This window comes from Rhizobium sp. AAP116 (genome assembly GCF_001295785.1).
Lineage (GTDB): Bacteria > Pseudomonadota > Alphaproteobacteria > Rhizobiales > Rhizobiaceae > Allorhizobium.
Genome location: NZ_LJIB01000002.1, coordinates 121,696 through 134,796 on the forward strand (window position 1 = coordinate 121,696; position 13,101 = coordinate 134,796).

Genomic DNA, 13,101 nt, shown 5'->3' on the forward strand with positions numbered 1-13,101 from the left:
CCTCACATCCGGAAAATGCCGAACTGCGCCCGTTCTGGGATCGGGGCGTTCAGCGTTGCGGAAAGGGCGACGCCAAGCACGTCGCGGGTCTGGGCGGGGTCGATTATGCCGTCGTCCCACATCCGGGCCGTCGCGTAATAGGGGTTGCCTTCGTCCTCGTATTTCTGGCGGATCGGCGCCTTGAAGGCCTCGGCCTGCTCAGCCGTCCAGCCTTCGGCGTCGCGATGGACGGTCGCCAGCACAGAGGCGGCCTGCTCGCCTCCCATCACCGAAATGCGCGCATTGGGCCAGGAAAACAGGAAGCGTGGCTGAAAGGCGCGGCCGCACATGCCGTAATTGCCGGCCCCGAAACTGCCGCCGATCAGCACGGTGACTTTCGGCACCTGTGCGCCCGCGACTGCGGTCACCAGCTTGGCGCCGTGTTTGGCGATGCCTTCCGCCTCGTATTTCCCGCCGACCATGAAGCCAGAAATGTTCTGCAGGAAGAGCAGCGGAATGCGCCTCTGGCAGGCGAGTTCGATGAAGTGGGCGCCCTTCAGGGCACTTTCGGAAAACAGGACGCCATTGTTGGCGAGGATGGCGATGGGCATGCCCCAGAGACGGGCAAAACCGCAGACAAGGCTTGCCCCGTAGAGCGGCTTGAACTCCTGCAGTTCGGACCCATCGACGAGACGGGCGATCACCTCGCGCACGTCATAGGGTGTGCGCAGGTCCTGCGGGACCACCCCGTAGAGCTCACTCGGGTCGAACAGGGGAGGGCGCGGCTTGGCAAGCTCGATGTCCACCGTCTTTGGCCGGTTCAGTGTCGCCACGACGTCGCGCACGATCAGAAGCGCGTGTTCGTCGTTCTCGGCGACATGGTCGACAAGGCCGGACTTGCGGGCGTGGACATCAGCACCACCCAGATCTTCGGCCGAGATCACCTCGCCGGTTGCGGCCTTGACCAGAGGTGGGCCGGCGAGAAAGATGGTGCCCTGGTTGCGGACGATCACCGTCTCATCGGACATGGCAGGCACATAGGCGCCGCCCGCGGTGCAGCTTCCCATAACGCAGGCGATCTGCGGAATCCCGGCGGCAGACATCTGCGCCTGATTGTAGAAGATCCGGCCGAAATGATCGCGGTCGGGGAAGACCTCGGCCTGATGCGGCAGGTTGGCGCCGCCGGAATCCACCAGATAGATGCAGGGCAGGCGGTTTTCAGAGGCGATCTCCTGGGCTCTCAGGTGCTTCTTTACCGTCATCGGGAAATAGGCGCCGCCCTTCACCGTCGGATCATGGGCGACGATCATGCATTCGCGACCGGAGACACGGCCTATGCCCGTGATCATGCCCGCGCCCGGCGCCTCGTCACCATACATGCCGCCTGCCGCCAGTTGCCCGATCTCCAGGAAAGGGGAGCCGGGGTCGAGGAGCCGCAACACGCGGTCGCGGGGCAGAAGCTTGCCACGCGCGACATGACGTTGGCGATGGCTTTCAGCCCCGCCCAATGCGGCGGTGGCCACCTTCGACCGCAGTTCTTCGGCAAGCGCGGCGTTGCGGGCCGCATTGGCCTTGAAGCCTTCGCTGTCGCGGTCGAGCATGGTCGAGAGTATCGGCATCAGCTTGTCTCTCCCGCGCCGATGACCTCCCGGCCGATCAGCATCCGGCGCACCTCGTTGGTGCCCGCGCCGATATCGAGGAGTTTTGCATCGCGCCAGTAGCGTTCGACCGGCCAATCCTTCGTGTAGCCCGCGCCACCCAGGGCCTGGATCGCCTGTTCGGCGACCTTCACCGCGCTTTCCGAGGCATAGAGAATTGCGCCGGCGGCGTCCTGGCGCGTCGTCTGGCCGGCATCGCAGGCCCGCGCCACGGCATAGACATAGGCGCGGGCGGAGTTCAGCGCCACGACCATGTCGGCGATCTTGGCCTGCATCAGCTGGAAGCTTCCGATCGCTCGGCCAAACTGCCGGCGCTCCCTGACATAGGGCAGGACGACGTCGAGGCAGGCCTGCATGATGCCGAGCTGGATTCCCGAAAGCACGACCCGCTCGTAGTCGAGGCCGGACATCAGCACCTTCACGCCGCCGTTCAGCGGACCCATGATGTTTTCATGTGGGACAAAGCAGTCCTCGAAAACAAGTTCCGCCGTGGGAGAACCACGCATACCGACCTTGTCGATCTTCTGGCCGATCGAGAAGCCGGTGAAATCCTTTTCGATGAGAAAGGCCGTGATGCCTTTCGATCCAGCCTGCGGCTCAGTCTTCGCATAGACCACGAGCGTTTGGGCATAGGGGGCATTGGTGATCCAAAATTTGGTGCCGTTCAGGCGGAAGCCGCCCTCGACTCTGTCGGCGCGCAGCCGCATGGAGACAACGTCGGATCCGGCGCCGGCTTCGGACATGGCGAGACTGCCGACATGGTCGCCGGATATCAGGCCGGGCAGATACTTCGCTTTCTGCTCATCCGAACCCCAGCGTGCGATCTGGTTGATGCAGAGATTGGAATGTGCGCCATAGGACAGGCCCACTGAGGCCGAAGCGCGACTGATTTCCTCGCAGGCAACGACATGGTCGAGATAGCCAAGGCCAAGGCCGCCGTCCGCTTCTGCAACAGTCATGCCATGCAGGCCGAGCGCGCCCATGGCCGGCCAGAGTTCGACCGGGAAACGATCATGCTTATCGACGTCCGTAGCGATCGGAGCGATGCGCTCGCGGGCAAAGCGCGCGGTCGTGTCGCGGATCATCTCCGCTGTTTCGCCAAGCCTGAAGTCCAATTCGGTCATGGGGCTTCCTCTGCGATTTTAGATCATGCGAACCGGAAGGCCGGTCATATGTGCAGTGCGTGTCCCAGCGCCTTGAGTGCTGCTTCCTGCAGGGCTTCGCCGCGTGTGGGATGGGCATGGATGGTGGCGGCTATGTCCTCCAGCCGAGCACCCATTTCGATGGCGATCGCAAAGGTCGAGGCAAATTCGGAGACACCCGCCCCGACGGCCTGCAGACCCAGCACGGCGTGGCTATCAGCGCGCGCCACGACACGAACGAAGCCGTCTTCATCCTCCACCGTCATCGCCCGTCCATTGGCGGTGAAAGGGAACTGGCCGATTTTCACATCGAAGCCATGGCTGCGGGCTTCCTCCGGCAAGAGGCCGGCGCTGACGATTTCAGGGGCGGTGAAGCAGATGGCGGGTATGCAGCGCTTGTCCCAGGCGCGCTTGCGCCCGGCGACGATCTCGGCGACCATTTCGCCCTGCGCCATGGCCCGATGTGCCAGCATCGGCTCGCCGGTCACGTCGCCGATCGCATAGACCCCGCGCATGGATGTGTGGCAGCGGTCATCGACTTGCAGGAACGAGCCGATCCGGTCGAGATCGAGTTCTTCGAGGCCTGAGCCCGTGGTGCGCGGCCGCCGACCGACGGCCACGAGAATGCGGTCTGCTGGCAGTTCGCGCCGTCCCTCGGCGGTCTCGACGACCAGTGCCTCGCCCGTGTCGGATAGCCCCACGGCCCTTGCGTCCGTCAGCACCTTGATGCCGCGTTCGCCAAGCCTGCGCAGAACCGGCTTGACCAGATCGGCATCGTAGAGCGGCAGGATCTGCGATGTCGCCTCGACCACGGTGACTTCAGATCCCATGCGGGCGAAGGCGGTTCCGAGTTCCAGTCCGATATAGCCGCCGCCCACGACGACGAGCTTTTTGGGCAGTTCGGTCAGTGACAGCGCCTCGGTGGAGGAAATGACCTTGCCGCCGAAAGGAAGGGCCGGGAGCTCGACGGGATCGGAGCCGGTCGCGATCACAATGGTTTCTGCGCGGATGACCTGCAGGCCGGTCTCGGTTTCCACCTCCACCGTCTTGCCGTCCCGAAAACGGGCGCGGCCGTGAACGATCTTGACCCGCGCCTTCTGCAGGAGGCCGGAGACGCCACCGGTCAGCCGGCCGACGATGGCGTCCTTCCAGGCCATGGTCTTGGACAGATCGATGGAAGCGCCTTCGACGCGGATGCCAAGCGCGTTCTCGCCGGCGGACAGCGCCCGCGCCTTGTCGAAGGTCTCTGCGGCATGGATCAGCGCCTTGGACGGGATACAGCCGATCGTCAGGCAGGTGCCGCCAGGACGGCCCTCTTCAACGATGACGGTATCGATGCCGAGCTGTCCTGCCTTGATGGCGCAGACATAGCCACCTGGACCGGCGCCGATGACGAGGAGCTTGCAAAAAATCTCTTTCATGGCTCAGCCCTCTATAAAGATCAGCGCCGGGGTCTCCATCAGCACCCGCAGGCGCTGGACGAAGGTCGCAGCATTCCAGCCATCGACGATGCGGTGATCGAAGCTGGAAGACAGGTTCATCATCTTGCGCGGCACAAACTGCGTGCCGTCCCAGATGGGGCGTATGGCGATCTTGTTGACGCCCACGATGGCGACTTCCGGGTGGTTGATCACAGGGGTCGAGACAATGCCGCCAAGCGCTCCGAGCGAGGTGATGGTGATGGTCGAGCCGGTCAGCTCGTCCCGCGTCGCCGTGCCGGCGCGGGTGGCTTCTGCAAGCCGGTTCATCTCGCTTGCGCAATCCCATATGCCGCGCGCCTCGGCATGCTTGACCACCGGCACGGCAAGACCGGCGGCGGTCTGGGTGGCGATGCCGATATGCACCGCGCCGAAACGGGTGAGAACGCCGGCATCGTCGTCGAAGGTGGCGTTGACATCAGGTTGCTCGACGACCGCCTTGGCCATTGCGCGCATCAGGAAGGGCAGGAGCGTGAGCTTTGGCTGGTCAGGCCGGCGTTCGGCATTCATCTTGGCGCGCAGTTCTTCAAGCGCTGTGACGTCCACTTCCTCCACATAGGTGATGTGGGGAATGCGCGAGGTGGAGACGACCATTTTCTCGGCGATCCGGCGCCGAAGGCCGGTCAGTTTGATCTCCTCCCGCGCGGTCTTCTTGGCGAGCCCGGAGACCGCAGGGGCTGGATCGGCACCGCGAGCGAGATAGTGCTCGACATCCTCGCGCAGAATGCGTCCGGCCGGACCCGATCCGCGCAACAGGCGCAGGTCGATGCCGTTCTCGCGCGCCAGCAGGCGGACCGAGGGGGCGGCGAGCGGCTTGTCGAATTCGGGTGAGGGTTGTCGGGCCGGAGGTGTGGCTGGTGCTGCCGGCGTGGCAGACTTGGGCGGCATGAGTGCCGGTTCGTTGGTTGTCGTTGCCTGTTGCGGCTCGGTTGTCGCGTCCACCGTCTCCGGTGTCGCCGGCTTCTCGTCTGCACCATCCGTTGCGATCCGGATGAGGGGCGCCTTGACCGCGATCGTGTCTCCCACTTCGCCGCCAAGCCAGAGCACTGTGCCGCTGACGGGTGTGGGGATCTCCACGGTCGCCTTGTCGGTCATCACGGCGGCGACCATCATGTCCTCGCGCACGGGATCACCGATCTTCACCATCCACTCGACAAGCTCAGCCTCCGCCACGCCTTCGCCGACATCGGGCATCTTGATCGTGAATTCGCCCATGGCTCAGGCCTCCATGACGTCGATGAGCGCGCGGCCGACCCGCGCAGGTCCCGGGAAATAGTCCCATTCCTGCGCATGCGGATAAGGCGTATCCCAACCGGCCACGCGCATGACCGGCGCTTCCAGATGGTAGAAGCAATGCTCCTGCACCAGCGACACGATTTCGCCGCCGAAACCGGAGGTCAGTGTCGCCTCATGCACCACGACGCATCGGCCCGTTTTGGTGACCGACTTGACGATCGTGTCGAGATCGAGCGGCATCAGGCTTCTGAGATCGATGACTTCAGCGTCGATGCCGGTCTCCTCAGCTGCGGCCAGCGCCACATGCACCATGGTCCCGTAGGTGATCACGGTAACGGCGGAACCCTCGCGGCGGATATCCGCCTTGCCGATCGGGATGGTGTAATAGCCTTCCGGCACCTCGCCCAGTTCATGGCGGGACCAGGGCGTCACGGGCCGGTCGTGATGGCCGTCGAAGGGGCCGTTATAGAGGCGCTTGGGCTCCAGAAAGATGACCGGATCCGGATCCGCAATCGCAGCGGTCAGCAGGCCCTTGGCGTCATAGGGATTGGACGGGACAACCACTTTCAGGCCGCAGACATGGGTGAACAGTGCTTCCGGGCTCTGGCTGTGGGTCTGTCCGCCGAAAATGCCGCCGCCGGTTGGCATGCGCACCACGATCGGGCAGGTAAAGTCGCCATTCGACCGATAGCGGATGCGGGCCGCCTCCTGGGTCAGCTGGTCATAGGCGGGATACATGTAGTCTGCGAACTGGATCTCGACGCAGGGCTTCAGGCCATAGGCCGCCATGCCGATTGCGGCTCCCACGATGCCGGATTCGTTGATCGGCGTGTCGAAGCAGCGGGTCTTTCCATATTTTGCCTGCAGACCTTGGGTGCAGCGGAACACACCGCCGAAATAACCGACGTCCTCACCAAACACGACCACGTCGTCGTCGCGCTCCATGGAGACGTCCATGGCGCTGCGGACCGCTTCGATCATCGTCATTCTGGCCATGTCAGTATCCTGCCTTCTGACGCTGGCGGCGCAGGTGCGGCGGCATTTCGGCATAGACACCTTCGAAGATGTCCCGCACCGAAGGTTTGCCGCCGGCATGCAGCGTGCCGTTTTCCTCGGCCTTGCGCTGGGCCGTGATCACCTCGTCCATGATCTCGGCTTCGGCCTGCACATGCCGTTCCTCCGACCATGCGCCTCTGTTGATCAGGTGTTTCTTCAGCCGCAGCACCGGATCCCCGAGAGGCCAGGCTTCGGATTCCGTTTTCGGGCGGTAAGCGCCCGGATCGTCGGATGTGGAATGCGCGCCGACCCGATATGTTACGTATTCGACAAGCGTCGGGCCGAGATTGCGCCTGGCCCTCTCGGCGGCCCAGCATGCGACCGCATAGACTGCGAGATAGTCGTTCCCATCGACCCTGAGCGCCGGAATGCCAAAGCCCAGCCCACGGGCGGCAAAAGTGCCCGAACCGCCGCGGGCAATGCCCTGAAAAGTGGAGATGGCCCACTGATTGTTGACGACGTTAAGGACCACGGGCGCCCGGTAGGTCGAGGCGAAAACCAGAGCCGAGTGAAAATCCGACTCGGCTGTCGAACCGTCGCCGATCCAGGCGGCGGCAATGCGGCTGTCGTTCTTGATCGCCGATGCCATGGCCCAGCCGACAGCCTGGACATACTGGGTGGCGAGATTGCCGGAAATGGTGAAGAAGCCATGTTCCTTGGAGGAGTACATGATCGGCAACTGTCGCCCGCGCAGGGGATCGGCCTCGTTCGAGAAGATCTGGTTCATCATCTCGACCATTGGATAGTCGTCCGCGATCAGAAGTCCGGCCTGCCGATAGGTCGGGAAGTTCATGTCGCCCTTCTGAAGTGCCTTGCGAAAGGCGCAGCTGACGGCTTCCTCACCGAGATGCTGCATGTAGAAAGAGGTCTTGCCCTGCCGCTGTGCCATCAGCATCCGAGCGTCGAAGGCTCGGAGCGTCATCATGTGGCGCAGGCCGGTTCGCAGTTCGTCGTCCGTCAGCAGGCCTGCCCAAGGGCCGACGGCCTCGCCATCGCGGTTCAGAACGCGAATGATCGAATAGGCGAGGTCCCGGATGTCCTCGGCGGCCGCATCGACCGGAGGCCTCGGCACCGATCCGGCCTTGGCAATCTTGACGTTGGAAAAATCGGGCTGGCCGCCCGGCCGAACGGCAGGTTCGGGGACATGCAGGCTCAGATGCGCAGGTTGCACCATCAGTCTCCTCCCGTGAAACCTGCTCCTCTCCCCAGGAGCAGATCAATCGAAGTGAATGGTAAGCGTCTTGTGAGTGGCAAGCCATGACAAAACTGCATCCAATTCTTTGGCCAGTTTTGCCATATGTCTTATGGGACAGCAGATGCCGGCTTCTGGCGTCTAAAGAGATCTGGAACTCTTGCGGAAAGCCTCGGGGCTCACACCCATCCATTTCTTGAAGGCCCGATAGAAGGCGCTCGGTTCCGAATACCCCAGGCGGGCGGCAATATCGCTAACGGTATCATGGGTGTTCATCAGCATGTCCCTGGCAAGATCACGGCGAATGTCGTCCTTGATGCTGGCATAGCTTTGTCCTTCGTCATGCAGGCGGTGGCGCAGCGTCGAAGATGACATGCGCATATCGCGGGCCAGATCTGAAAAGCTGCCCCAATCCGCAGGCCCCTTCTGGTTCAGTCGGCGCCTGACGGCGGCAGCCGTGCCGGCGTCATAGCGATAGCGGATCAGGATATTGGCCGGCGCTCCCCGAAGGAATTGCCGCAATGCCTGCTCGTTGCGCGCGATCGGCAAGGCCAGCATGGAGGAATCGAAGCCGAGGCGGCTCACCGGTTGCGAGAAGCGAATGGGAGCGCCGAAGAAAAGCCGGTGTTCGGCACTCAGTTTCGGTTCGCTGCAGCGAAAATCCACAAGGCGGATCGGAATGCGTCTTCCCACCAGCCAGCAGGTCAATCCATGCAGGATGATCCAGTAGCTGCGATAGGCGAAGGCGGAGCGGGGTTTTCCTGTTTCGCAAAGCTCGATCACTGCGGTGCCGTCGCGGACCTCAAGCCGACCTGTCGGTTCCCCCAGGACGACATTCAGAAAACGCAAGGCCCGCCGCAGGGCTCGCTCCAGCGTTGGCGCATGCAGCACGCAATGGCACAGGAGCGTGAAGCTGCCGCGTGGCATCGTTCGTTCGCCGAGACCGAAACACTCGTCATTCAGCTCCTCGGCAATTGCGAGCCAGAGGCGCCCGAAAGTCTGGGTCGAAACCGGTTGGTCGACGACAGGCGGAAGACCGAGCCGGGACAGAAGCGGCTCTGTGGGCCTGCCTGCGCGTCTGAGGCTGTCGAGTGCCTCCTCGACGAAACCCGTCGAGATCATATGTCGTTCGGTCTCAGCCATGGTCGTCGTTCGACCTCAAGTGCGTCAGTGGCAAAAGTGGCCTCAAGAATGGATCAATTTCGTCATCGGTTGCAACTGTGAAACGCAGTAGAGTTTGCGCCATCGGCAGCTTCAGGCGAGGACTGAAGGGGAGGAGGGTCGATGCGCATCGAGAATGGCTGTTTCATCGTGACCGGCGGTTGCTCCGGACTTGGCGCGGCGACGGTGCGCATGATCAGCGAGGCGGGCGGTCGTGTCTTGATTGCCGATCGTGATCGCGATCGGGGGCCATCGCTTGCGCGGGAGATCGGCGACAACGTTGCTTTTCTTGAAACAGACGTGACGCGTGCGCAGGATGGCGCTGCGGCAATCGAGGCTGCGACGAAAGCTTTCGGCAATGTGCGGGGATTGATCAATTGCGCCGGTGTGGCGCCTGCGGAGAAGGTTGTCGGCCGCGACGGGCCGCATGGGCTGGAGAGCTTCGAACGCACGATCGGGATCAACCTTGTCGGCACCTTCAACATGGTCCGGCTCGCCGCTGCCGCGATCCAGACGAACGAACCCGATGCGGAGGGTGAACGTGGCGTCATCATCAATACTGCTTCCGTGGCCGCCTTTGACGGCCAGGTCGGCCAGGCCGCCTACGCAGCGTCCAAAGGCGGGATCGCCGCCATGACCCTGCCGATCGCCCGTGAACTCGCACGGTTCGGCATTCGCGTCATGGCGATTGCGCCGGGTGTGTTCGAAACGCCGATGATGGCGGGCATGCCGGAGCAGGTGCGCGAAGGTCTCGCGTCCAGCGTGCCCTTTCCGCCCCGCCTCGGCAGGCCGGTCGAATTCGCAGCCCTCGCCCGCCATATCATTGAAAACACGATGCTCAACGGGGAGGTCATCCGCCTCGATGGAGCCATCCGCATGGGCGCGCGCTGATCGCTGCTGAAGGAGAAGAGATGGGAGTTCAGGATCCAATCGTCATTGTCGGTTCTGCCCGAACCCCGATCGGGGGCTTTCAGGGCGAGCTGATGGAGATGACCGCAGCCGCGCTAGGCGCTGCCGCCATCCGGGCGGCGCTCGACCGCAGCGGGCTTCCAGCCGAGGCCGTCGAAGAGATCCTGTTCGGCTGTGTCCTGCCGGCAGGCCAGGGCCAGGCGCCTGCAAGACAGGCCGCGATCGGTGCCGGTCTGCCTTTCTCGGCGGGGGCTACGACCGTCAACAAGATGTGCGGTTCGGGCATGAAGGCCGCCATGCTCGCCCATGACTTGCTCGTCGCCGGGAGCGCCTCTGTCGCGGTTGCCGGCGGCATGGAGAGCATGACCAATGCGCCCTATCTGCTTGACCGCGCCCGCGCCGGCTACCGGCTTGGACATGGGCGTGTGCTCGATCACATGTTTCTCGATGGCCTTGAGGATGCCTATGACAAGGGCCGGCTGATGGGCACCTTCGCGGAAGATTGCGCCGAGGCCTACCAGTTTACCCGTGAGGCGCAGGACGCCTATGCCATCGCCTCGCTCACGCGGGCAACAAAGGCTATCGCCGATGGCAGCTTCGAGCGCGAAGTCGTGCCGGTTAACGTCAAGGCCGGCAAGGCGGAACAGGAGATCAGCCGCGACGAGCAGCCGGGCAAGGCAAAGCCGGAGAAGATCCCGACGCTGAAGCCCGCCTTCCGCGATGGCGGTACGGTGACGGCTGCCAATTCCAGCTCGATTTCCGATGGTGCGGCTGCACTCGTCCTGATGCGCCGCTCGGAAGCGGAGCGGCGCGGTCTTGTCCCGCTTGCCACGATCCTCGGGCACGCCACGCATTCGCAGGCGCCTGGCCTGTTTGCCACCGCGCCGATCGGTGCCCTGCAGAAGCTCTCCGATCGCATCGGCCTGCCGCTATCTGAGGTCGATCTGTTCGAAATCAACGAAGCCTTTGCGGTCGTCGCCATGGCCGCGATGCGCGACCTCGATCTGCCGCATGACAAGGTCAATATTCATGGCGGTGCCTGCGCGCTGGGCCATCCGATCGGCGCCTCGGGCGCGCGGATCCTGGTGACGCTGATCGCCGCACTCGAACGGTACGATCTGAAACGCGGCATGGCGGCTCTCTGCATTGGCGGTGGCGAAGCCACGGCGATTGCCATCGAGCGGGCGTGATTGGAGGAAGACGGGATGGTTCTTTCAGAGCTTCAACAGCAGATCCTCGAGATGACGCGCAGCTTTGCCCGGGAGCGGCTTGCCCCAGGTGCCGCCGAACGCGACCGGCAACACCGTTTCCCACGCGAGGAACTGACCGAAATGGGTGAGCTTGGGCTGCTTGGCATGCTTGTGCCGGAAGCCTATGGGGGCTCGGACACCGGTGTGCTCGGCTATGCGATCGCGGTCGAGGAAATTGCCGCGGGCGACGGCGCCTGCTCGACGATCATGAGCGTCCACAGCTCGGTGGGGTGTGTGCCGATCCTGAAGTTCGGCACGGAAGAGCAGCGGCAGCGCTTCCTGCCGAAACTGGCTTCGGGAGAATGGATCGGCGGCTTTGCCCTGACCGAGCCACAGGCCGGATCGGATGCCTCCAACCTCAAAACCCGCGCACGGCGCGAGGGTGATCATTACATCATCGACGGTGCCAAGCAGTTCATCACCTCGGGCAAGAATGGTCATGTCATCATCGTGTTTGCCGTGACTGATCCCAGTGCGGCCAAGAACGGGATCACGGCCTTTATCGTGCCGACGGATACACCGGGCTACGAGGTCGTGCGCGTCGAGGAGAAGCTCGGTCTCAACGCGTCAGACACCTGCCAGATTGCCTTTAACGGGATGAAGATTCCCGTCGAGAACAGGCTCGGCGAGGAAGGGGAAGGTTATCGTATTGCGCTTTCCAATCTGGAGGGAGGGCGCATCGGGATTGCGGCCCAATCGGTCGGCATGGCGCAGGCGGCCTTCGAGGCGGCGCGCGATTATGCAGGTGAGCGAAAGGCTTTCGGCAAAGCAATCGCCGAGCATCAGGCGGTTGCCTTCCGCCTCGCCGATATGGCGACACAGATCGAGGCCGCACGACAGCTCGTCTGGCATGCAGCTTCGCTGCGCGAGGCCGGCATTCCCTGCATTTCGCAAGCCTCGATGGCCAAACTCTTCGCGTCCGAGATGGTCGAGCGCGTCTGCTCGGATGCGATCCAGATCCACGGTGGCTATGGCTATATGCGGGATTATCCGGTTGAGCGGATCTACCGGGATGCGCGCATCTGCCAGATCTACGAAGGGACCAGCGACGTTCAGCGCATGGTGATTGCGCGAAACCTGTAGGATGCCACATTGGGAGCGCTCGGGGACGGACGTGAAAACAGGGAGGAAATGCTATGCTTGAGACGATAGCCTTCATTGGTCTTGGCAATATGGGTGGGCCGATGGCTGCCAATCTCGTCAAGGCGGGGTATCCGGTCCGGGGCTTCGATCTTTCTGAAACAGCGAAGCTCGCCGCGAGAGAAAGCGGCATCACGCTCTGCAATACAGCGGCAGAAACCCTGAGTGGCGCTACGATCGTCATCACCATGCTGCCTGCCGGTCATCATGTCCTGTCGGTCTGGAGCGAACTCGTCGCGGTCGTCGATCAGGGGACACTGATGATCGACTGCTCGACGATCGATGTGGACAGCGCCCGAAAATGCCATGCGCTTGCCAATGGGGCCGGCTGCCTGTCGCTCGATGCGCCGGTCTCCGGTGGAACAGCCGGGGCAAGTGCGGGCACCCTGACCTTCATGGTTGGCGGGGAGGCGGATGCTTTGCACCGGGGCCGCACTATCCTGGAAGCCATGGGACGACGGGTCGTCCATTGCGGTTCGGCCGGCGCCGGTCAGGCTGCCAAGATCTGCAACAATATGATCCTCGGGATCACCATGGCAGGGGTCTGCGAGGCCTTCGTGCTTGGCGAGAAGCTCGGGCTGTCGCATCAGGCCCTGTTTGACGTGGCCTCGACATCATCGGGCCAGTGCTGGGCGATCAGCACGAACTGCCCGGTGCCCGGACCCGTTCCGACATCGCCGGCAAACCGGGACTACAAGCCGGGTTTCGCCGCAGCCTTGATGCTCAAAGACATGCGGTTGTCGCAGGAAGCGGCAAAATCGACCGGTGCGGCTACGGCTCTCGGCGCGCATGCGACTGAGCTTTACGAGCTCTTCGACCAGCTAGGGCATGGCGGCGAAGATTTTTCGTCGATCATCAACACCATCAGAGACAGGTCTCCCTGAAGAACAAGTTGCGGAG

The 13,101-nt window shown here is 63.2% G+C and carries 11 protein-coding genes; 4 read left to right on the top strand and 7 right to left on the bottom strand.

What is annotated here, in order from left to right; translation table 11 throughout:
• Nucleotides 1–2 precede the first annotated feature (2 nt).
• The 7 genes from IP85_RS00605 to IP85_RS00635 all read right to left on the bottom strand — a co-directional run bounded on the left by IP85_RS00605 (nt 3) and on the right by IP85_RS00635 (nt 8,884).
• Nucleotides 3–1,598: a carboxyl transferase domain-containing protein gene (locus IP85_RS00605; protein ID WP_054147725.1), complete on the bottom strand. Its 1,596-nt coding sequence runs from the start codon at nt 1,596–1,598 to the stop codon at nt 3–5.
• Nucleotides 1,598–2,761: an isovaleryl-CoA dehydrogenase gene (locus tag IP85_RS00610; RefSeq protein WP_054147726.1), complete on the bottom strand. Its 1,164-nt coding sequence runs from the start codon at nt 2,759–2,761 to the stop codon at nt 1,598–1,600. The genes IP85_RS00605 and IP85_RS00610 overlap by 1 nt, the downstream gene beginning before the upstream one ends.
• 44 nt (nt 2,762–2,805) lie before the next feature.
• Entirely contained in the window at nt 2,806–4,200 is a 1,395-nt protein-coding gene (gene lpdA / locus IP85_RS00615; protein WP_054147727.1) for a dihydrolipoyl dehydrogenase, read from the bottom strand.
• Nucleotides 4,201–4,203: 3 nt separating this feature from the next.
• Nucleotides 4,204–5,472, bottom strand: a complete 1,269-nt coding sequence (locus tag IP85_RS00620; RefSeq protein WP_054147728.1) for a dihydrolipoamide acetyltransferase family protein — start codon at nt 5,470–5,472, stop codon at nt 4,204–4,206.
• A 3-nt stretch (nt 5,473–5,475) separates the two neighbouring features.
• Nucleotides 5,476–6,489 carry an alpha-ketoacid dehydrogenase subunit beta gene (locus tag IP85_RS00625; protein ID WP_054147729.1) on the bottom strand — a complete coding sequence of 338 codons (1,014 nt, stop codon included), beginning with the start codon at nt 6,487–6,489 and terminating at the stop codon, nt 5,476–5,478.
• 1 nt (nt 6,490) lies between these two features.
• Nucleotides 6,491–7,723 carry a 3-methyl-2-oxobutanoate dehydrogenase (2-methylpropanoyl-transferring) subunit alpha gene (locus tag IP85_RS00630; protein ID WP_054147730.1) on the bottom strand — a complete coding sequence of 411 codons (1,233 nt, stop codon included), beginning with the start codon at nt 7,721–7,723 and terminating at the stop codon, nt 6,491–6,493.
• Between the two features lie 159 nt (nt 7,724–7,882).
• The gene (locus tag IP85_RS00635) at nt 7,883–8,884 is read right to left on the bottom strand and encodes an AraC family transcriptional regulator (RefSeq protein WP_054147731.1); all 1,002 of its coding nucleotides are present in this window, start codon (nt 8,882–8,884) and stop codon (nt 7,883–7,885) included.
• 141 nt (nt 8,885–9,025) lie between these two features.
• Here IP85_RS00635 and IP85_RS00640 point away from each other — a divergent pair, with 141 nt between their 5' ends.
• From IP85_RS00640 to mmsB, 4 genes are read left to right on the top strand one after another with little or no spacing between them, the layout of a single operon-like run.
• Complete coding sequence (locus tag IP85_RS00640; RefSeq protein WP_054147732.1) at nt 9,026–9,793, top strand: 3-hydroxyacyl-CoA dehydrogenase; 768 nt, start codon at nt 9,026–9,028, stop codon at nt 9,791–9,793.
• Between the two features lie 20 nt (nt 9,794–9,813).
• Entirely contained in the window at nt 9,814–11,001 is a 1,188-nt protein-coding gene (locus tag IP85_RS00645; protein ID WP_054147733.1) for an acetyl-CoA C-acyltransferase, read from the top strand.
• Between the two features lie 15 nt (nt 11,002–11,016).
• Complete coding sequence (locus tag IP85_RS00650; RefSeq protein WP_054147734.1) at nt 11,017–12,144, top strand: acyl-CoA dehydrogenase family protein; 1,128 nt, start codon at nt 11,017–11,019, stop codon at nt 12,142–12,144.
• Between the two features lie 53 nt (nt 12,145–12,197).
• Nucleotides 12,198–13,085: a 3-hydroxyisobutyrate dehydrogenase gene (gene mmsB, locus IP85_RS00655; RefSeq protein WP_054147735.1), complete on the top strand. Its 888-nt coding sequence runs from the start codon at nt 12,198–12,200 to the stop codon at nt 13,083–13,085.
• The last annotated feature ends 16 nt before the right edge of the window (nt 13,086–13,101 follow it).

Coding starts and splice junctions, on each gene's coding strand:
- lpdA (WP_054147727.1), bottom strand. CDS start 4,200: ATGAAAGAGATTTTTTGCAAGCTCCTCGTCATCGGCGCCGGTCCAGGT.
- IP85_RS00635 (WP_054147731.1), bottom strand. CDS start 8,884: ATGGCTGAGACCGAACGACATATGATCTCGACGGGTTTCGTCGAGGAG.
- IP85_RS00630 (WP_054147730.1), bottom strand. CDS start 7,723: ATGGTGCAACCTGCGCATCTGAGCCTGCATGTCCCCGAACCTGCCGTT.
- IP85_RS00650 (WP_054147734.1), top strand. CDS start 11,017: ATGGTTCTTTCAGAGCTTCAACAGCAGATCCTCGAGATGACGCGCAGC.
- IP85_RS00605 (WP_054147725.1), bottom strand. CDS start 1,598: ATGCCGATACTCTCGACCATGCTCGACCGCGACAGCGAAGGCTTCAAG.
- IP85_RS00610 (WP_054147726.1), bottom strand. CDS start 2,761: ATGACCGAATTGGACTTCAGGCTTGGCGAAACAGCGGAGATGATCCGC.
- mmsB (WP_054147735.1), top strand. CDS start 12,198: ATGCTTGAGACGATAGCCTTCATTGGTCTTGGCAATATGGGTGGGCCG.
- IP85_RS00645 (WP_054147733.1), top strand. CDS start 9,814: ATGGGAGTTCAGGATCCAATCGTCATTGTCGGTTCTGCCCGAACCCCG.
- IP85_RS00620 (WP_054147728.1), bottom strand. CDS start 5,472: ATGGGCGAATTCACGATCAAGATGCCCGATGTCGGCGAAGGCGTGGCG.
- IP85_RS00625 (WP_054147729.1), bottom strand. CDS start 6,489: ATGGCCAGAATGACGATGATCGAAGCGGTCCGCAGCGCCATGGACGTC.
- IP85_RS00640 (WP_054147732.1), top strand. CDS start 9,026: ATGCGCATCGAGAATGGCTGTTTCATCGTGACCGGCGGTTGCTCCGGA.